Annotated in this window: 14 protein-coding genes and 1 pseudogene; 10 read left to right on the forward strand and 5 right to left on the reverse strand. The window is 69.4% G+C overall.

Features of this window, described 5'->3' with window-relative positions:
• The 4 genes and pseudogenes from Q0066_RS04985 to Q0066_RS05000 all read left to right on the forward strand — a co-directional run.
• Positions 1–492, forward strand: a pseudogene (locus tag Q0066_RS04985) (aspartate carbamoyltransferase); the annotation flags it as partial.
• Complete coding sequence (locus Q0066_RS04990; protein ID WP_298130689.1) at positions 489–1757, forward strand: dihydroorotase; 1269 nt, start codon at positions 489–491, stop codon at positions 1755–1757. The pseudogene Q0066_RS04985 and the gene Q0066_RS04990, both read left to right, overlap by 4 nt.
• A 400-nt stretch (positions 1758–2157) precedes the next feature.
• On the forward strand, positions 2158–2391 hold the full coding sequence (locus tag Q0066_RS04995) for a ribbon-helix-helix protein, CopG family (RefSeq protein WP_298130691.1): 234 nt from the start codon (positions 2158–2160) through the stop codon (positions 2389–2391).
• Entirely contained in the window at positions 2388–2627 is a 240-nt protein-coding gene (locus Q0066_RS05000; protein ID WP_298130692.1) for a hypothetical protein, read from the forward strand. The genes Q0066_RS04995 and Q0066_RS05000 overlap by 4 nt, the downstream gene beginning before the upstream one ends.
• On the opposite strand, the gene Q0066_RS05005 is transcribed toward Q0066_RS05000, so the two are convergent.
• Together Q0066_RS05005 and Q0066_RS05010 are read right to left on the reverse strand one after the other, a co-directional pair.
• Entirely contained in the window at positions 2624–4150 is a 1527-nt protein-coding gene (locus Q0066_RS05005; protein ID WP_298130694.1) for a gluconokinase, read from the reverse strand. The two genes, Q0066_RS05000 and Q0066_RS05005, sit on opposite strands and share 4 nt — an antisense overlap.
• Position 4151: 1 nt before the next feature.
• Complete coding sequence (locus tag Q0066_RS05010) at positions 4152–5513, reverse strand: mannitol dehydrogenase family protein (protein WP_298130695.1); 1362 nt, start codon at positions 5511–5513, stop codon at positions 4152–4154.
• Between the two features lie 291 nt (positions 5514–5804).
• Here Q0066_RS05010 and gndA point away from each other — a divergent pair, with 291 nt between their 5' ends.
• From gndA to Q0066_RS05025, 3 genes are all read left to right on the forward strand, one after another.
• The gene (gndA, locus tag Q0066_RS05015; protein ID WP_298130696.1) at positions 5805–7253 is read left to right on the forward strand and encodes an NADP-dependent phosphogluconate dehydrogenase; all 1449 of its coding nucleotides are present in this window, start codon (positions 5805–5807) and stop codon (positions 7251–7253) included.
• A gap of 200 nt (positions 7254–7453) precedes the next feature.
• Positions 7454–7951: an NfeD family protein gene (locus Q0066_RS05020; RefSeq protein ID WP_298130698.1), complete on the forward strand. Its 498-nt coding sequence runs from the start codon at positions 7454–7456 to the stop codon at positions 7949–7951.
• Between the two features lie 45 nt (positions 7952–7996).
• Positions 7997–9490: a flotillin family protein gene (locus Q0066_RS05025; RefSeq protein ID WP_298130700.1), complete on the forward strand. Its 1494-nt coding sequence runs from the start codon at positions 7997–7999 to the stop codon at positions 9488–9490.
• 65 nt (positions 9491–9555) lie between these two features.
• Here Q0066_RS05025 and Q0066_RS05030 read toward each other — a convergent pair whose 3' ends face one another.
• Complete coding sequence (locus Q0066_RS05030; RefSeq protein ID WP_298130702.1) at positions 9556–10422, reverse strand: thioesterase family protein; 867 nt, start codon at positions 10420–10422, stop codon at positions 9556–9558.
• Entirely contained in the window at positions 10419–12239 is a 1821-nt protein-coding gene (locus tag Q0066_RS05035; RefSeq protein WP_298130703.1) for a long-chain fatty acid--CoA ligase, read from the reverse strand. The genes Q0066_RS05030 and Q0066_RS05035 overlap by 4 nt, the downstream gene beginning before the upstream one ends.
• A 263-nt stretch (positions 12240–12502) precedes the next feature.
• Between Q0066_RS05035 and Q0066_RS05040 the strand changes: the two genes are divergently transcribed.
• The 3 genes from Q0066_RS05040 (at position 12503) to ettA (ending at position 17480) form a co-directional block, all read left to right on the forward strand.
• Entirely contained in the window at positions 12503–12964 is a 462-nt protein-coding gene (locus Q0066_RS05040) for a MarR family transcriptional regulator (RefSeq protein WP_298130705.1), read from the forward strand.
• A gap of 4 nt (positions 12965–12968) precedes the next feature.
• Positions 12969–15716: an FAD-binding and (Fe-S)-binding domain-containing protein gene (locus Q0066_RS05045; protein WP_298130707.1), complete on the forward strand. Its 2748-nt coding sequence runs from the start codon at positions 12969–12971 to the stop codon at positions 15714–15716.
• Positions 15717–15797: 81 nt separating this feature from the next.
• Complete coding sequence (gene ettA / locus Q0066_RS05050; protein WP_298130709.1) at positions 15798–17480, forward strand: energy-dependent translational throttle protein EttA; 1683 nt, start codon at positions 15798–15800, stop codon at positions 17478–17480.
• Between the two features lie 105 nt (positions 17481–17585).
• Here ettA and Q0066_RS05055 read toward each other — a convergent pair whose 3' ends face one another.
• Positions 17586–18059, reverse strand: a complete 474-nt coding sequence (locus Q0066_RS05055) for a single-stranded DNA-binding protein (protein ID WP_298130710.1) — start codon at positions 18057–18059, stop codon at positions 17586–17588.
• Between the last annotated feature and the right edge of the window lie 77 nt (positions 18060–18136).

The raw sequence follows: 18136 nt of genomic DNA on the forward strand, positions 1-18136 counted from the left end.
GCCCTGGAGTCTGGTGACAGCGACTTCGAGGGCAAGACGATCACTATCGTCGGCGACCTGCTGCACAGCCGGGTGGTCCGTTCCAACGTGCTGCTGCAGCGCACCCTGGGCTCGAAGGTGATCCTGGTCGCGCCCCCGACACTGCTGCCGACCGGGGTCGACCAGTGGGGTTGCGAGGTGACCGACGACTTCGACGCGGCGCTCGAGGCGTCCGATGTGGTGATGATGCTGCGGGTGCAGCGGGAACGGATGCACGGCGGCTTCTTCCCCACGGCGAGGGAGTACACCGAGTTGTACGGGCTCACCCCCGAGCGGTTGGCCCGGCTGCGACCGGGCGCGGCGATCTGTCACCCGGGCCCGATGAACCGCGGTCTGGAGATCTCGTCCGAGGCGGCCGACGCCGCCAACTCGCTGATCCTCGACCAGGTCACCGCGGGCGTGTCGGTGAGAATGAGCGTGCTGTACCACCTGCTGGGAGGAAGCCCCGAATGAGAGACCTGCTGATCACCGGCGCCGCCCTGGCCGACGGCACGACCGGTGACCTGGGTGTGCGTGACGGGGTGTTCGTGCCGGCCGCCGACGTGACCGACGCCGAGCGGATCGACGCCGACGGACTGCTCGCGCTGCCCGGCCTGGTCGATTCGCACACCCATCTGCGTGAGCCCGGACGCGAGGACGCCGAGACGATCGCCACCGGCACCTTGGCCGCTGCTCGCGGCGGCTATACCGCCGTCCATGCCATGGCGAACCTGGATCCGGTGACCGATTCGGCCGAGGCCGCCGAGTACCTGAAGGCGCTGGCCGGACGCACCGCGAGCGCCGAGGTGATCGTGGTCGGCTCGGTGACCAAGAACCTGGCTGGCGAGGAACTGTCCGAGATGGGGCTGATGAACCGCTCGGCGGCCGGCGTCCGGATGTTCTCCGACGACGGCAAATGCGTGATGGACTCGCTGGTGATGCGCCGGGCGCTCACCTATGCGAAGACCTTCGACGGGGTGATCGCCCAGCACGCCCAGGACACCCGGCTGGCCGGCACCGGAGCCTGCTGCCACGAGTCCGAGATCTCCGGACGGCTGGGCCTGCCCGGCTGGCCCGCGCAGGCCGAGTCGGCGATCATCGCCCGCGACGTCGAGCTGGCGCAACTCGCCGGCGGACGGCTGCACGTCTGCCACGTCTCCACCGCCGAGGGCGTCGAGGTGATCCGCTGGGCGAAGGCGCGCGGGGTGAATGTCACCGCCGAGGTGACCCCGCACCACCTGTACCTGGCCACCCGCGAGGTGGAGAGCTACGACACCACCTTCAAGGTGAACCCGCCGCTGCGCACCGACGAGCACATCGAGGCGGTCCGCGAGGCGCTGGCCGACGGCACCATCGACATGGTCGGCACCGACCACGCCCCGCACGCCCGGCAGGACAAGGACCACCCCTTCGACATCGCCCTGCCCGGCATGCTCGGCCTGGAGCAGTCGCTGGCGGTGGTGCTCGAGGTGATGATCAACACCGGACGCCTCGACTGGCCCACCCTGGTCGAACGGATGTCCTACGCGCCGGCCCGGCTGTCGCGGACGGCGGCCCAGGGCCGTCCGATCGCCGTCGGTGAGCCCGCCAACCTGGTGCTGATCGACCCGTCGGCTCGCGCCGTCGTCGACCGGGACGCTTCGGCGTCCAAATCGCGCAACAACCCCTACCACGGCCGCGACCTGCCCGACCCGGTGGTCGCCACCGTCTGGGCCGGACGCCTCACCTACCGCCCATAAGGAACCCGGTCAGTGGCTGAAGGGACGACGGGAGGACCGGACATCGAATCTGTTCTCCGCGCGTCCCACTCCGGTCTCACGGTGGCTTTTGTCGTGGACGTCCGCAAGTCAGCCGCAAAGCAGAGCCTCTGGCGACGGTATGGGAGTCAGAACCCTCGCACGCTCAGGAAGACCGCCCGCGAGCTCGCCAAGATCCCAAAGCCGCTCGTCAACAAGGCCGTCCGTCACCGTCAGGCAGTAATCAGGGCCATCCTGGTTGCTGACCGCCAGCGCCTATTCGGCGTCGGGTCGATCGTCTCGGGCGGGCTGCCTGGACTGGGAAGACGTTGATTCGTCCTTCAGCTGCAACGGGGTGTTCCAGCCGAAAGACCGCGCAAGATTTTCGTTATACACTTTCCCTGTGGTGAGCGAGGAACAAATCCAGAAGTGGGCCGATGAGGCCGAGGCTGGCTACGACGTTGCCGACCTGAAGCGTCGCGGGCGCGGGCGCCCCGGTCGTGGGGCCGAGCCGATGCAGGTGGTCGCAGTGCGGCTCACAACTGAAGAGTTGAAGGCCCTGGACGATGCCGCCGCCCGGCACCAGCTGAGCCGTTCGGAGGCGATCAGAGCCGCGCTAAGCCACTACGCAGCGTGAAAGTCCATTCCGGTGCGCTCAAGCACGGCGTGCCGGCCGACGATGCCGTTCAGGCCGCCGAGTGGCCGTTGTGGGTCGAGCCGTTGGACGACGAAGAGCCGCGGCGCGAGTTGCGTCTCGGCTTCGACACCCACGCACGCCTGCTGGAGACAGTGGTGCTCATCTTCGAGAGTGGAGACGAACTGGTCATCCATGCCATGCCCGCCCGCAGGCAGTACTGGGAACTCCTCCCCTAGGAGAACAGGTTTCGCACCTCGTCGTAGCGGGCAAGCAGCGCCGGGATCTGGGCGCGGATCGCACGGTAGGCGGCGACATCGTCCGGGTCGGGGATCAGTTCGTCCGAACCGGCATCGGGGTCGGCACCCAGCATGATGAGCGCCTCGCGCAGGGAGGCCGCCTCGCCCAATCCGTACAGGGCGAGGGCGGCCGCGCCCAGCGCGGTGCCGTCCGCGCCGTCGGTGACCACCAAAGGGCGGCCCAGCGCGGCAGCCAGGATCTCGCGCCAGACCGGCGAGCGGAACACGCCGCCGGTGGCCCGGATCTGCCGGATCGGGCTCACCCGGTCGAGCTCGTCGACCACCGTCGAGAGCATCAGCGCGACCCCTTCGACGGCGGCGCGGACGAAGTGTTCCCGTCCGTGGCTACGCCGAACGCCGAGGAAGGCGCCGGGGATGGTCGGGTTCCACAGTGGCGCCCGCTCGGCCATCAGGAACGGCAGCGCGATCAGGCCCTCAGCGCCGATCGGAATGTTGCGGGCCAGGTCGAGCAGCATGCCGTCCGGGTTGCCGCCGGGCTCGGCCGCGAAGTCGACGCCGAACACGTCACCGCCCCAGCGGACCACGATGCCGCCGTTGCTGATCGCGCCGCCGATCACCCAGGCGTCGTCGGCCAGGTTGTAGCAGAACAGCTTGCCGGCATCGTCGACGTAGGGCCGGTCGGTGACCATCCGCACCGCCCCGGAGGTGCCGAGCGACAACCCGACCACGCCCGGTTCCAGCGCCCCCACTCCCAGGTTGCCCAGCGGCCCATCGCCGGCGCCCAGCACCACCCGGACGCCGTCCGGCAGCCCGAGCTCGGCGAGTAGCTCGGCCCGCACCGGCAACGCGTCGGTGGTGGGACGCACCGGCGGCAGCTGCTCACGCCGGACCCCGGCGACCTCCAGCGCCTCGGGGTTCCAGTCCTTGGTGTGCACGTCGAGCAGGCCGGTCCCGGACGCGTGCGACACCTCGGTGACCAGCTCCCCGGTCAGCTGCAGCAGGATGTAGTCCTTCAGCCCCACCCACCAGTGCACGGACGCCGCCGTCGCCGGATCCTCCTCGGCGAACCACATCAGCTTGGTCAGGTGCGACATCGAGTGGATCGGGGTGCCGGAGGTCCGATGCAGACGGCGGCCGAGCTCGGTGCCCCGCAATCGCATCGCCTGCTCCGCCGCGCGCGAGTCGGCCCAGGTCAGTAGCGGGGTGATCGGACGGCGCTCGGCGTCCAGTCCGATCAGGCCGTGCAGCGCCGTGGACACCCCGATGCCGATCACCGGCGCCGCGCCGCACGCCTCGGCGATCTCGGCCAGGCCCTCGCGCAGGGCCCGCCACATCACCTCGGGTTCCTGCTCCTCCCAGCCCGGACGGGGCTGCCGCAGCGGGTACTCGTTGTCGGCGCTGGCCCGCCAGCCGCCACCCAGCGCGAACGCGGAGACCTTCGCCGCCGTGGTGCCGACGTCGAGGCCGATCACCACCCGAGCGTCGTTGGGTGCCTGCGTCATCTCAGCCCTCCATTCTCGTGGCGAGAGCCAGAATGCTGGCTCGGGAATCGCGATCGGTGATCTCCAGGAACTCGCACACCTTGCGCACCGCGTCCTCCAAGCTGCCCTCGCCGAGCGGGTGCACGGTGGCGGCGCGAGCGTCGTTGAACGGCGCACCGAGGCCGCGCAGATGCAGTATCCAGGCGGCGACAGCACGCTCGGCACCGAGCGGGCTGTTGCCCGCCTTGCGGTCCGCGACCAGCGCCGGCACGATCCGGACCGGCAGCTTCTGGGAGCCGTCGGCCGCGATCCGGCTCAGCTGGTCCCGCATCCGCGGGTTGCCGAACCGCTCCAGCAGTGCCGCCCGGTAGTCGCTGACGACGTCGTCATCCAGCGAGAGTTGCCGTTGCGCGACATCCCACCACTCATCCACCCAGCCCCGCACGATCGGGTCGGCGATCGCGTCCGCCACCGTCTGGTGGCCCCTGATCGTCGCGGCGTAGGCCATCAGCGAATGCGCCCCGTTGAGCAGCCACAGCTTCCGCAGTTCGTGCGGGACGACGTCGTCGGTGATCACCGCACCGGCGCTCTCCCAGTTGGGATGCGGGCCACGGAACTCACCGGCCATCACCCATTCGCTGAACGGTTCGGTGGCGACGGCGGCAAGATCGTCGACACCCCGCTCGTCCAGCACGGCCTGCCGGACGGCGTCCGAGGCGCGCGGGGTGATCCGGTCGACCATCGTGGTGATGAAGCCGACCTCGGTGTCGAGATAGCTGAGCAGGTCGGGTGCGGCGCTGACGGCCATATCGTCGAGCACGACCGACAGCACCGTGCCGTTGTCGGGCAGGTTGTCGCAGCTGATCAGGGTGATCGGCCCGGCACCGGCCCGGCGGCGTTCGATCAGGCCGGCCACCAGCTTGCCGGGACCGGTCCGGACGACGTGCAGGTTGCCGGCCGCGATCGCGGCGACATCGGACGCCACGTCGGGGTTCTCCAGGTCGAGCCGGCCCAGTTCGTTGCGGTGGTACCCGGCCTCGGTGATCGTGAGGGTGACCACCGTCACCTGAGGGTCGGCCAGGTAGGTCAGCAGCGCGTCGACGTCCGTGCCGCTGTGCGTGCTCGCGATCGAACTGATCACTTGGTAGTCATTGTGCTCGGGACCGACGGCCACCAGCGTGTAGAGGTTCTCCTGGCGTTCCAACTCCGAGACGGTGCCGACCGAGCGCCCCGAGAACGCCGCGATGCCCCAGCGGTCGGCATCCGAGGCCTGGTCGGTGTACCAGGCCTGATGCGCCCGGAAGAAGTTGCCCAACCCGATGTGCACCATCCGCACCGGCGGGGTGGGACGGCCGTCGCCGGCGCGGGTGAGTCGACGGGCCACTGTGCCTGCCTTTCCGAGTCGATCGACGGGCCCGGACACGAGCCCCGACAACGATCACGAGCAACGGTATCCGCCGTTGTGGGCCGGTGCTACCGAGCCCTCCGGGCGGGCGCCGTCGCTCGTGATGGTAGCAACAGGCTGCGGTCGGGGTTCCGGCAACGCGCGGTCCGGGCCTCCGAGACCCCGGCCGGCGCCGCTGACGTCCGCGAGACACATTCCCGGACGTCACCTCGCCGAGCGGGCGATCTGGTGGAATGATCGCTGAGAACTCCCCGAACAGTGAGGAAGCAGATGAGCGACAAGACCGGCACCGCGCAGATCGGCGTGGTGGGCATGGCGGTGATGGGTTCGAACCTGGCGCGCAACTTCGCCAGCAAGGGCTTCAAGACCGCCGTCTTCAACCGCACCTACGCCAAGACCGAGGCCGTGGTGGCCGCCCACCCGGAGGCGGGCTTCATCGCGTCCGAGACGGTCGAGGAGTTCGTCGACTCGCTGGAGAAGCCGCGCCGGATCCTGATCATGGTCAAGGCCGGCCCGGCCACCGACGCCACCATCGACTCGCTGCTGCCGCACCTCGACCAGGGCGACATCATCGTCGACGGCGGCAACACCCACTTCCCCGACACCCGGCGCCGCGAGAAGCGGATCGCCGAACTGGGCTTCAACTTCATCGGCTGCGGGATCTCCGGTGGCGAGACCGGCGCCCTGCTCGGCCCGGCGATGATGCCCGGCGGCCCGAAGGACTCCTACGCCCACATCGGCCCGATCCTGGAGAAGATCTCGGCCCAGTACGACGGCGAGCCCTGCTGCACCTGGATCGGTCAGGACGGCGCCGGCCACTTCGTGAAGATGATCCACAACGGCATTGAGTACGCCGACATGCAGTTCATCGGCGAGGCCTACGACCTGCTCAAGGGGGCCGGCCTGTCCGCCACCGAGGCGGCCGACGTCTTCGCCCAGTGGAACACCGGCGACCTCGACTCGTACCTGATCGAGATCACCGCCGAGGTGTTGCGCCAGGTCGACGCCGCAACCGGCAAGCCGCTGGTCGACGTCGTGGTGGACGCCGCCGGCATGAAGGGCACCGGCACCTGGACGGTGCAGTCGTCGCTCGACCTGGGCGTCCCGGCCGCCGCGATCGCCGAGGCCGTGTTCGCCCGGGCGGCCTCCGGCAGCACGTCCCTGCGTGCCGCCGCCCGTGCCGCGCTGCAGGGCCCCGACGGCGTCATTTCCGTCGACGATCGCGAGGCGTTCATCGCCGACGTCCGGCAGGCGCTGTGGTGCGCGAAGGTCATCGCCTACGCCCAGGGCCTGCACCTGATCAAGGTCGGCGCCGAGGAGTACGGCTGGGACATCGACGTGGCCGCCTGCGCGCGGATCTGGCGCGCCGGCTGCATCATCCGGGCGAAGCTGCTCGACCGCATCTCGAACGAGTACGCGGCCGGCAACCTGGAGACCCTGCTCGAGGCGCCGTCGATCAGCGCCGAACTGGGGGCCAGCAACGGCGCCTGGCGCCGGGTGGTGGCCCGTGCCGCCGAGGCAGGCGTCCCGATTCCGGGCTTCAGCTCGGCACTGTCCTACTACGACCTGGTCCGTGCCGACCGCACGAACGCCGCCCTGACTCAGGGCCTGCGTGACTTCTTCGGTTCGCACACCTACAAGCGGATCGACAAGGAAGGCACCTTCCACACCCTGTGGTCCGGTGACCGCTCCGAGGTCGAGGCCGAAGACACCCACTGACCAAGGCGATCCACCGCTGATCGAGCTTGTCGAGATCCCTCCTGATCTCGGCAAGCTCGATCCGCGTCTGCGCTCGAACAGACGGGTCAAGCCCGGGATCACTCGTCCTGCCGGCGAACGCCGGGATCTCTCCGCACACGCGACCCGGCCGAGGGGTGATACCCCGACCCGGTATCCTGGGTTCTCACGAAGGGAGCCCGGTGACAGTCTTTCTCGCGATCGGCGTGGTGGGGATCGTGCTGTTGCTGGTCGCTCTGGTGGCCGGGGATCTGAAGGACGGCGCCTTCGACGCGCTCGGCGGCGGCGAATGGTTCACCGGAGCCGCGCTGGCCGGCTTTCTCGGTGGCGTCGGCTTCGTCGGTGCCGCCGTCCTCGCGCTGATCGACAACACCTGGCTGGCCGCTGCGAGCGGCATTGTCGCCGGCCTGCTGCTCGGCCTCGCCGTGGGCTGGATCACGCTGCGACTGCGTTCCTCCGGTGAGGGCGGCACGCCGTCCAGCGAGGCCCTGGTCGGGCTGCAGGGCACGGTGGTCAGCGAGATTCCCGGCGACGGCTACGGCCTCGTCCAGGTGGTCAACGGCGGACACCTGACCCGGCTGAACGCCCGCTGCATCGAGCCGCTCGCCGCCGGCACCCCGGTCACCGTCACCGACGTGCTCTCCCCCACCTCGGTCAAGGTCGTCCCGACCTACCGCTGAAACCCACAGTCCTCCGAAGTCCCGACCGCTCTCCGAAGGAGTTAGATGAATCCCCTGATCCTCCCGATCGTCGGCCTCGTCGCCGTTGTGGTGCTGCTCGGCCTCTTGATCGCCAGCCGCTACAAGGTGGCCGGCCCCAACGAGGCCTACATCGTCACCGGACGCCGCGGCAAGGAGATCCGCAACGCCGAGACCGGACGAGTCTCCACCGATCTGTCCGGCCAGAAGGTGGTGATGGGCGGCGGCGTGTTCGTGGTGCCCTTCGTGCAACGACTGCACGTGCTCGACCTGCAGAGCCGCCGCATTCCGGTGCAGATCCGCGGCGCGGTGTCCGGGCAGGGCGTCAAGCTGAACCTGGACGGCGTCGCGATCGTCAAGGTGGGCGGCAACCAGGACTCGGTCCGCGCCGCCGCACAGCGCTTCCTGCAGCAGCAGGACGAGGTGGAGACGTTCACCCAGGAGACCCTGGCCGGCTCCCTGCGGGCGATCATCGGCGGACTGAGCGTGGAGCAGATCATCCGCGACCGGGCCGCGTTCGCGCAGCGGGTCGCCGACGAGGCGGAGTCGTCACTGACCGGCCAGGGCCTGGTGCTGGACACCTTCCAGATCCAGGACATCACCGACGACGGCACCTACCTGTCCGATCTCGGACGCCCCGAAGCCGCCCGCGTCCAGCAGCTGGCCGCGGTCGCCGAGGCGCAGTCCCGGCAGGCGGCCGAGCAGTCCCGGCTGGCCGCTGAGCAGCAGATCGCCATCTCGGAGCGGGAGCTGATGCTGAAGCGGGCCGAGATCAAGGCCGAGACCGACGCTGCCTCCGCCCAGGCCGCCGCCTCCGGTCCGCTCGCCCAGGCCGACCGCGACCAGGCGATCCTGACCGAGCAGGAGAAGGTCGCCGTCCGGCAGGCTGCGCTCAAGGAGCGCCAGCTCGACACCGAGGTGCGCAAGCCTGCGGACGCCGAGCGCTATCGGGTCGAGACCGAGGCCGCCGCGAAGCGGCAGTCGGCGATCCTGACCTCCGAGGCGAACAAGGCGGCCGCGATCGCCGCCGCGGAGGCCGAAGCCGAGAAGGCGCGGCTGACCGGTGAGGGCGACAAGTCCCGCCGGGCTGCGCTCGCCGAGGCCGAGGCGATCGAGGGTGCCAAGCGGGGCGAGGCCGAGAAGGCTCGCCGGATCGCCGAGGCCGAGGCGCTGCGCGCCGAGGGCGACGCTCAGGCGGCGGCGATTCTGGCCACCGGTGAGGCAGAAGCCGAGGCGATGAACAAGCGCGCCGATGCCTACGCCCGGTACAACGAGGCGGCGGTGCTCGAGATGCTGGTGAAGGTGCTGCCGCAGGTCGCCCGCGAGGTGGCCGCGCCGATGAGCAACATCGACAAGCTGACCGTGGTGTCCACCGACGGCGCCGGTGCCCTGCCCAAGCAGGTCAACGACAACGTCGTGCAGACCATGGAGATGCTGAAGAACACCACCGGCGTGGACCTGTCGAACCTGCTGGAGCGGTTCGCCGGCAAGACCGACGACAAGGCCTCACTCGCCGGCTGAACCACCGCTGATCGAGCTTGTCGAGATCCAATCACGAGGTCTCGACAAGCTCGGCCGTCGGCCGGTCAGAACTGCTCGGCCGGCCAGAGTTCCATCCCGCGCCGCAACTCATCTGGCACCGGAATCGGACGGCCGCTGCGGTCGCCGCAGACCAGCACGGTGCGGGCCCGGGCATGGGTGACGCCGGCCAGCGGGTCGGTCACCTCGGCGACCAGGGTCATCGAGGTGCGGCCGATCTCCGCGACCGCGACCCTGGTTTGATAGGGCTCCAACCGGTGGTCGAGTTGGGCCAGGTAGTCGACGTCTTGGCGGGCGACCATCCACAGGTAGCCGGCCTCGGCCGCGGCTGACATCCGGTTGCCGGCCTGATCGGCCTCACTCGACATCTGCACCCGGGCCTCAGCCACGAAGTCGAAGAAGCGCACGTTGTTGACGTGGCCGTAGGCGTCCAGGTCGGTCCACCGGACGGTCAGCGGCGTGGTGTGCGCCCGCTCTCCGGGTCGCCACTTGCCCAGCGGACGCAGCGGCTCCAGCGGGCTGCTGCGGTCGACGAACCAGGCCCGTTCGGTGGGCGTCATCCGGCGCGGACGGCCGGCGTCGAAGTCGAAGATGCACAGCACCGTCCGGGCCCGGGCGGCGAGCATGCCGTCCTGGACGACCTCGTAGCCGATGGTGAACCGCGACGCGCCGACATTGCCGACCCAGAGCCGCACCTCGACCGGCTCGGTACGGAACTCGACCGGCGCCAGGTACTCCACCTGATGGCCGACCACGAGCGTTCCGTGTCCCAGCAGTGCGGCGTTCTCGCCCTCCAACAGGAAGCGAACGCGCGCCTCCTGCAGGTAGTCGGCGATCAACGCGTTGTTGACATGGCCCTGCGCGTCGAGATCGACCCAGCGCAGCGGCACCCGGATGATCGCGGCGGGATTCACTCGTCGTCCGGCTCGCGCTCGTACATCGAGTCGATCTCGTCGGAGAAGCGTTTCGCGATCGCCGACCGGCGGACCTTCATGCTCGGCGTCACCTCGCCCTCGTCGACGCTGAACTCCTGCGGAAGGATGACGAACTTCTTGACCGTCTCCCACCGTTCCAGGCTCTCGTTGGCCCGATCGACGAACTCCTGGACCGCCTGGTGCACCTTGTCGCTGGCGACGATCTCGGCGTAGTCGGCGTCGGCCATCCCGTTCACCGCCGCCCAGCGTTTGACGTTGTCGGCGTCCAGCGTCAGCAGCGCGGAGATGTACTTGCGTCCGTCGCCTACCACGACCGCCTGGCTGACGAACGGGATCGCGGCGACCAGCGCACCCTCGACCTTCTGCGGCGCCACATACTTGCCGCCGGAGGTCTTCATCAGATCCTTCTTCCGGTCGGTCAGGGTCAGGTTGCCCTCGGCGTCCAGCTCGCCCAGGTCGCCGGTGTGGAACCAACCGTCGATGATCGCCTCGGCCGTCATGTCGTCGGCATTGTGGTAGCCGCGCATCACGCCCGGGCCCTTGATCAGCACCTCGCCGTCGTCGGCGATCTGGACCTCTGATCCTGGAGCGACCTTGCCGACGGTGCCGAAGCGAGGCTCGACGGGCAGGTTGACGAACGAGAACGCGGTGGTCTCGGTCAGCCCATAGCCTTCGACGACCAGCAGCCCCGCCGAGTAGAACCAGCCCTGCACCTTCTGGTTGAGCTTCGCCGACCCCGAGACCATGAACCGCATCCGTCCGCCCAGTCGCTCGCGCAGCTTCTGGAAGACCAGCTTGTCGGCCACCTTGTACTGCAGCCGAAGCGGCAGCGGCAGCGGGCGTCCCGCCAGCCGATAGGGATGGCTCTGCTTCCCGACCGCGAATGCCCAGCGGGCGATGTTGCCCTTCAATCCGGTCGAGTTCGAAGACAGGACGGTGGCCCGCACCTTCTCGAAGATCCGCGGCGCGCCACACATGAAGGTGGGTTGGGTGACACCGAGGTTCGGCACGATCCGGTCGATCCGGCCGTCGACCGCCGAGGCGAAGCCGATGGCCAGCTGGATCGCCAGCAGGCACTTGCCGAAGACATGGGACAGCGGCAGCCACAGATACTGCAGATCCTTGAAGTCGATCAGATTCAACTGCTCGACCGCGAATCCCTCGTAGATCCAGTTGCGCTGGGTGAGTTCGACGCCCTTCGGACGGCCCGTGGTGCCGGAGGTGTAGATCAGGGTGGCCAGGCTGTCCAGGCCGATGCCGTCGCGGGCCGCGTCGACGCAACCCGGCTGCTCGGCGAGTCGCTGCTTGCCGCGGCTGATCAGCTGGCGCCAGGACAGGGTGCGTTCGCCGTCCCCTTCACCCTCCAGCAGGATCACCGCCCTCACTTGCGCCTCGCCCCCCTCGAGCTTGGCTGCCTGTGCGGCGTCCTCGGCCACCAGCACTTGGGAGGCGGAGTGCGCCACGATGTACTGGAAGTCGTCGGGCGCAGTGTTGGGGTAGATCGTCGTGGTCGCCGCGCCGATGGCGCTGATCGCCAGATCGACGAGTACCCACTCGATCCGGGTCGGGGCAGCGATCGCAACCCGCTCTTCCTGACCCACATCGAGGGTGAGCAGTCCGGCGGCGACCTCGTGGACACGCTGCCGGGCCTGGGCCCAGGTCAGCGATTGCCAGACATCGTTTCCGTCGGGGTATCGGAACGCCTCCGAGTTCGGGGTCTTCTCGGCCCGCCAGTTCAGCAGGGCGCCGACCGAGGTGGGCTTGTCGTGCAGGATGGCGTCGGCATGGGTGTTCATGTCACTCCTGTCTGGCCACGGCGTCGGTGCCGAATTTCCGCCATTCTAGGGCGCGATACTGCGATCAGGACCGAGGTGGCGCCGCGGAGGACGATCCGGGTTCCGAATGCGGGAACCTCGGACGAGGGCCGCCCGGCAACCAGGGCCCGCCGGGGCGATCTGAGTGCCCGGCAAGGATCCGCTTTTCCCTAGCCATCGCACCCTGGCAGGCGCTGCGCGAGGGGTTCGGTTTACGCTTCAACAAGTGATGTTAAACTTACCCTGTGACTGTTGCATCCGACACCGTCTTGTGGCTGACCGCCGAACAGCAGGCGATCTGGCGCGCGTACCTGGCCGGGGTGAGTCGGATCAACGAGCGGCTCGATGCGGAATTGCGGCCCTTTGGGCTCGATCTGGGTGAGTACGAGATCCTGGTCAACCTCTCCGAAGCCGACCAACTGGAGATGCGAATGTCCGAGTTGGCCGATCGGGTTCGGCAGTCGCGTTCGCGGCTCACCCACACGGTGGCGCGCATGGAGGCCAAGGGGCTGATCCTGCGCAAGAGCTGCCCGCACGATCGCCGCGGAGTGATCGCGGTGCTCACCGCCACCGGTTTGAACCTGCTGAAGTCCGCCGCGCCGAATCACGTCGCGTCGGTGCGCGCCGCCTTGGTCGACGCCGTCGAACCCGCCGACTACGAGGCCCTCGGCCGCGCCATGAACGCCGTGCTCGAGGTGGCAGACTGACCGGGTGGGCCGCCCAGCCTTTGACCGTTCCACGCTGAGCCGCGCCCTCTACTCCTCCGACGCCTCCCTCTACCGGGTGGTACCCGAAGCGGTCTTCGTGCCCGGCGACCTCGCCGAGCTGGACGCGGCTGTCGACGACTCCCTGCAACGACAGCTGCCCGTCACGATGCGCGGCGCCGGGACGTCGTGCGCCGGCAACGCGGTCGGCCCCGGCCTGGTGATCGACACCCGCCGTCTGAACCTGATCGAGTCGCTCGATCCGATCTCCGGCATGGCGGTGGTGCAACCGGGCGTCGTCCAGGCCGAGCTGACCGCCGCCGGCCAGCGGCAGGGACTCCGGTTCGGGCCCGACCCGTCGACGGCGTCCCGGTGCACGGTGGGCGGCATGATCGGCAACAACGCCTGTGGCCCGCGCGCTCTGGGCTACGGACGCACCAGCGACGTGGTGGCAGGGCTGGAGGTGATCACCGGCGATGGTGAGCGGTTGCTGCTCGAGCCCGGCGCCGACCTGCGCGCCCACCCGTCGCCGACGCTGCGCGCCCTGCACGAGTTGGTGCTGGCCAACCTGGGCGTGATCCGCACCGAGTTCGGTCGCTTCAGCCGGCAGGTGTCCGGCTACTCGCTGGAACACCTGCTGCCCGAGCGCGGCTTCGACGTGGCGCGGTTCCTGGTCGGCTCCGAAGGCACCCTCGCCGTGGTGCGCCGAGCCACCGTCCGGCTTTCCCCGGAGCCGGGCCACACCGCGCTGGTGGTGCTCGGCTTCGCCTCGCTGGCCGAGGCCGCCGACGCCATGCCCGAGGTATTGCGGTATCGACCGCGGGCCTGCGAGGGGCTGGACGCCAGGATCGTCGAACCCGCGCTGCGCGGCGGGGCTGGGCCCGCCCTCGAACTCCCGCCGGGACGTGGCTGGCTGTTCGTCGAGTTGGCGGCGGACGATCCGGACGCGGTGGCCGCGGACGCCCGGGAACTGGCCGGCCTGAACTCGGCACTGGGCGCTGTGGTGGCGCGAGATGCCCGGGAGGCGGCTCGATGGTGGCGGTTGCGCGCTGATGCCGCCGGGTATGCCGGGGTGGCCCTGGCCGAGCCGGCCCATCCCGGCTGGGAGGACGCCGCTGTTCCGCCGGCGCAGCTCGGCGGCTACCTGCGCGGGTTCGAGCAGCTGCTGACCCGGCACGGCCTGCACGGACTCCCCTACGGGCACTTCGGCGAAGGCTGCGTGCACTGTCGGATCGACTTTCCGATCGGTCACCGGGGTGGCACCGCGGCCTACCGCCGGTTCGTCGAGGAAGCGGCCGATCTGGTCGCGGCCCATGGCGGCTCGATGTCGGGTGAGCACGGTGACGGCCGGGCCCGCTCGGAACTGCTGCCGCGGATGTACTCGCCGCCGGCCCGGGCGCTGTTCGCCGCGGTCAAGCAGCTGTTCGACCCGGACAACCTGCTCAACCCGGGTGTGCTGGTGGATCCCGCACCGCTGGATGGCTCGCTGCGGTTGGCGTCCGTTCGGCAGCCGATGTCGCGGGCGGTGGCCGACGTCCACCGATGCAGTGGGGTCGGCCGCTGTGTGGCGTCCGGTGCGGCCGACGCCATGTGCCCCTCGTATCAGGTGACCCGGCGTGAGCAGGACTCGACCCGGGGTCGGGCACGGGTGCTGCAGGAGTTGGCGAACGGCTCGCTGATCACCTCGCCCCGCTCCCCTGAGGTCGCCGCGGCGCTCGACCTGTGCCTGGCCTGCAAGGCTTGCGCCACCGAATGCCCCACCGGTGTGGATCTCGCCCGCGACAAGGCCCGGGTGCTCGATCGGGCGTACGCCGGCCGGCTCCGGCCGCTGACCCACTACACGCTGGGCTGGCTGCCGCGCTGGACACGGATGATCACCTCGGTGCCCGGCTTCGCCGCACTGGCGAACACCGCGCTGCGCACACCCGCGCTGCGGCGAGCCCTGCTCCGTCTGGCCGGCGTGGACTCCCGCCGTCGAGTCCCCTCGTTGCGGCGCGGGGCCCTCTCCCAGGTCACGGCCGTGTCGCCCGCGGGAGGCGCAGCGACCGCCGGCAACGACCTGGGCCGGGTGGCGGTGTGGGCCGATTCGTTCACCCGCGACTTCAGCGGTTACCAGCTGGCGGCGACGTTCCGAGTGCTGAGCACCGCCGGCTACCGGCCCGAACTGGTCGGCGGGTACGCCTGCTGCGGGCTCACCTGGATCACCACCGGCCAACTGGACGCCGCCGCCCACCGGATCCGGCAGGCCCTCGACGTGCTGAGTCCATTGGTGGATTCCGGCATTCCGATCGTCGGTCTCGAGCCGTCCTGCCTGGCGGTGTGGCGCGATGAGGCCTCCGAACTGGTCGACGATCCCCGCGTGCTGCGGGTGGCGAACGGTCTGCACACCCTGGCCGAACTGCTCGGTCGTACGCCGGGCTGGCAGCCGCCGGACCTGGCCGGCCGCACCATCGTCGCGCAACCCCACTGTCATCACGCCGCCGTGCTCGGCTGGTCCGCCGATGCCGCGTTGTTGCGCGGCACCGGTGCCGAGATCGTGACCGTGACCGGCTGCTGTGGCCTGGCCGGCAACTTCGGCGTCGAGCGCGGCCACTACGACGTCTCGGTGGCTGTCGCGGGCCTGCATCTGCTGCCCGCCGTCGAGGCGGCCCCGGCCGACGCGATCGTGCTGGCCGACGGCTTCTCGTGCCGCACCCAGCTCGCCGACCTGGCCGGACGCCGCGCCGTGACGCTGGCCGAACTGCTGGACGGCTGACGCCTGCACCGGCGCTGGCGTCAGGCTCGATATACTCGTGTGCGCTCTGTTCGACTTCCCCTTTCCTTGACGAGGTTCCGTATGCCCGAGTTCGTGTTCACCATGCACAACGTCCGCAAGAAGCTGGGCGAGAAGCTGGTGCTCGACAACGTCACCATGTCGTTCTTCGAGGGCGCCAAGATCGGCGTCGTCGGCCCGAACGGTGCCGGCAAGTCGACCATGCTCAAGCTGATGGCCGGGCTGATCCAGCCCGACAACGGCGACGTTTTCCTGAAGAAGGAGGCGACGGTGGGCATCCTGTTGCAGGAGCCGCCGCTGACCGAGGGCAAGACGGTGATGGAGAACATCGAAGAGGCCGTCGCCGAGACCAAGGGGATGGTCGACCGGTTCAACGAGATCGGCATGGAGATGGCCGATCCCGACGCCGACTTCGACGCCCTGATGGAAGAGATGGGCAACCTGCAGACCGAGCTCGACCACCGCCAGGCCTGGGACCTGGAGTCGCAGCTCGAGCAGGCGATGGACGCGCTGCAGTGCCCGCCCGGGGACACCATCGTCGATGTGCTGTCGGGTGGCGAGCGCCGCCGGGTCGCGCTGTGCAAGCTGCTGCTGCAGCAGCCCGATCTGCTGCTGCTCGATGAGCCCACCAACCACTTGGACGCCGAGAGCGTGAACTGGCTCGAAGGCCACCTGAAGAGCTACCCGGGCGCCGTGCTGGCCGTCACCCACGACCGGTACTTCCTGGACAACGTGGCGCAGTGGATCTGCGAGATCGACCGCGGCCGGCTGCACCCCTATGAGGGCAACTACTCCACCTACCTGGAGACCAAGCGGCAGCGGCTGCAGATCGAGGGCAAGAAGGACGCCAAGCGCGCCAAGATCCTGGAGAAGGAACTCGAGTGGGTGCGGGCCAACCCGAAGGCCAGGCAGGCGAAGAACAAGGCCCGCCTGGCCCGCTACGAGGAACTGGCGGCCGAGGCCGAGCGCAACCGTCAGATCGATCTGGCCGAGATCAACATTCCGCCGGGCCCGCGGCTCGGTTCCGACGTGCTGGACGCCAAGAAGCTCAGCAAGGGCTTCGGCGACCGGCTGCTGATCGACAACCTGTCGTTCACCCTGCCTCGGGCCGGCATCGTCGGCATCATCGGCCCGAACGGCGTCGGCAAGACCACGCTGTTCAAGATGGTCGTCGGCGAGGAGCAGCCCGACGCGGGCAGCCTGGAGGTCGGCAAGACCGTCCAGATCTCGTACGTGGACCAGTCCCGCGGCGGGATCGACTCGTCGAAGAACGTCTGGGAGGTCGTCTCGGACGGGCTCGATCACATCAAGGTCGGCAGTTTCGAGATGCCGTCGCGTGCTTATGTCGCCTCCTTCGGGTTCAAGGGACCGGACCAGCAGAAGCTGGCCGGCGTGCTGTCGGGTGGTGAGCGGAACCGGTTGAATCTGGCGCTCACGCTGAAGATGGGCGGCAACCTGCTGCTGCTCGACGAGCCGACCAACGACCTGGACGTGGAGACCCTGCAGTCGCTGGAAGACGCCCTGCTGGAGTTCCCCGGCTGTGCCGTGGTGATCTCCCACGACCGCTGGTTCCTGGACCGGGTGGCCACCCACATCCTGGCCTGGGAGGGCAGCGACGCCGACGAGGCCAACTGGTTCTGGTTCGAGGGCAACTTCGCCGACTACGAGGACAACAAGGTCGCCCGGCTGGGCGCCGAAGCGGCCCGTCCGCACGCCAGCAAGCATCGCCGGCTCACCCGCGACTGACACCAGGATGCCGGTGGCCGGCAGGCTCGGGGGACGCGCCCGCGCCGGCCACCGGATCCCGCCCCGGAGTCGGGCCCACCCGCCCGCACTCCGGGCGGCATCAGCTCACGCCGCCGCGCTCTTGTCGTCGGTCTGACTCGCCGGTTCGCCCGGGCCGTCGGTGCCCTCCAGGTCGTTGAAGACCGAGGGGTCGTCGGCCGGAGGCTGCTGCGTGGCCCGCTCGACCCGGCTGAACCGGGTGGTGCCACGGGTGAGGTCGTGCCCGACGGCGATCGCCTCGAGCACCAGCTTCTCGCGCATTTCACCGGTCTCGCCGTTCGTCCAGCTCCAGGTGGTGAGGCGTCCGGTGACGATCAACGGGTCACCTTTGCCGACGCTGGCCTGCACGTTGAGCGACAGCTGCCGGTTGCGGCAGTTCACGTTCAGCCAGGTGGTCTCACCGTCGCGCCACATGCCGTTGCGGACGAAACGGGGCGTGCAGGCCAGTCGGAAGGCTGCGTAGGCCCATTCGTTGCTGTCGTCGGTACGCACGTCGACATCGCTGCCGACGTTGCCGGTGACGGTGATGGTGGCGTCCATGGTGCCCTCCTGAAGACTGTGGGATTCGTCATCCTCAGTGTGGGCACGTAGCGCGAAAAGTGTTCAAAATCGCGCTG

It is taken from the genome of Micropruina sp. (assembly GCF_027492755.1).
Taxonomy (GTDB): domain Bacteria; phylum Actinomycetota; class Actinomycetes; order Propionibacteriales; family Propionibacteriaceae; genus Micropruina.

Coding starts and splice junctions, on each gene's coding strand:
- Q0066_RS04990 (WP_298130689.1), top strand. CDS start 489: ATGAGAGACCTGCTGATCACCGGCGCCGCCCTGGCCGACGGCACGACC.
- Q0066_RS05005 (WP_298130694.1), bottom strand. CDS start 4,150: ATGACGCAGGCACCCAACGACGCTCGGGTGGTGATCGGCCTCGACGTC.
- gndA (WP_298130696.1), top strand. CDS start 5,805: ATGAGCGACAAGACCGGCACCGCGCAGATCGGCGTGGTGGGCATGGCG.
- Q0066_RS05025 (WP_298130700.1), top strand. CDS start 7,997: ATGAATCCCCTGATCCTCCCGATCGTCGGCCTCGTCGCCGTTGTGGTG.
- Q0066_RS05035 (WP_298130703.1), bottom strand. CDS start 12,239: ATGAACACCCATGCCGACGCCATCCTGCACGACAAGCCCACCTCGGTC.
- ettA (WP_298130709.1), top strand. CDS start 15,798: ATGCCCGAGTTCGTGTTCACCATGCACAACGTCCGCAAGAAGCTGGGC.
- Q0066_RS05055 (WP_298130710.1), bottom strand. CDS start 18,059: ATGGACGCCACCATCACCGTCACCGGCAACGTCGGCAGCGATGTCGAC.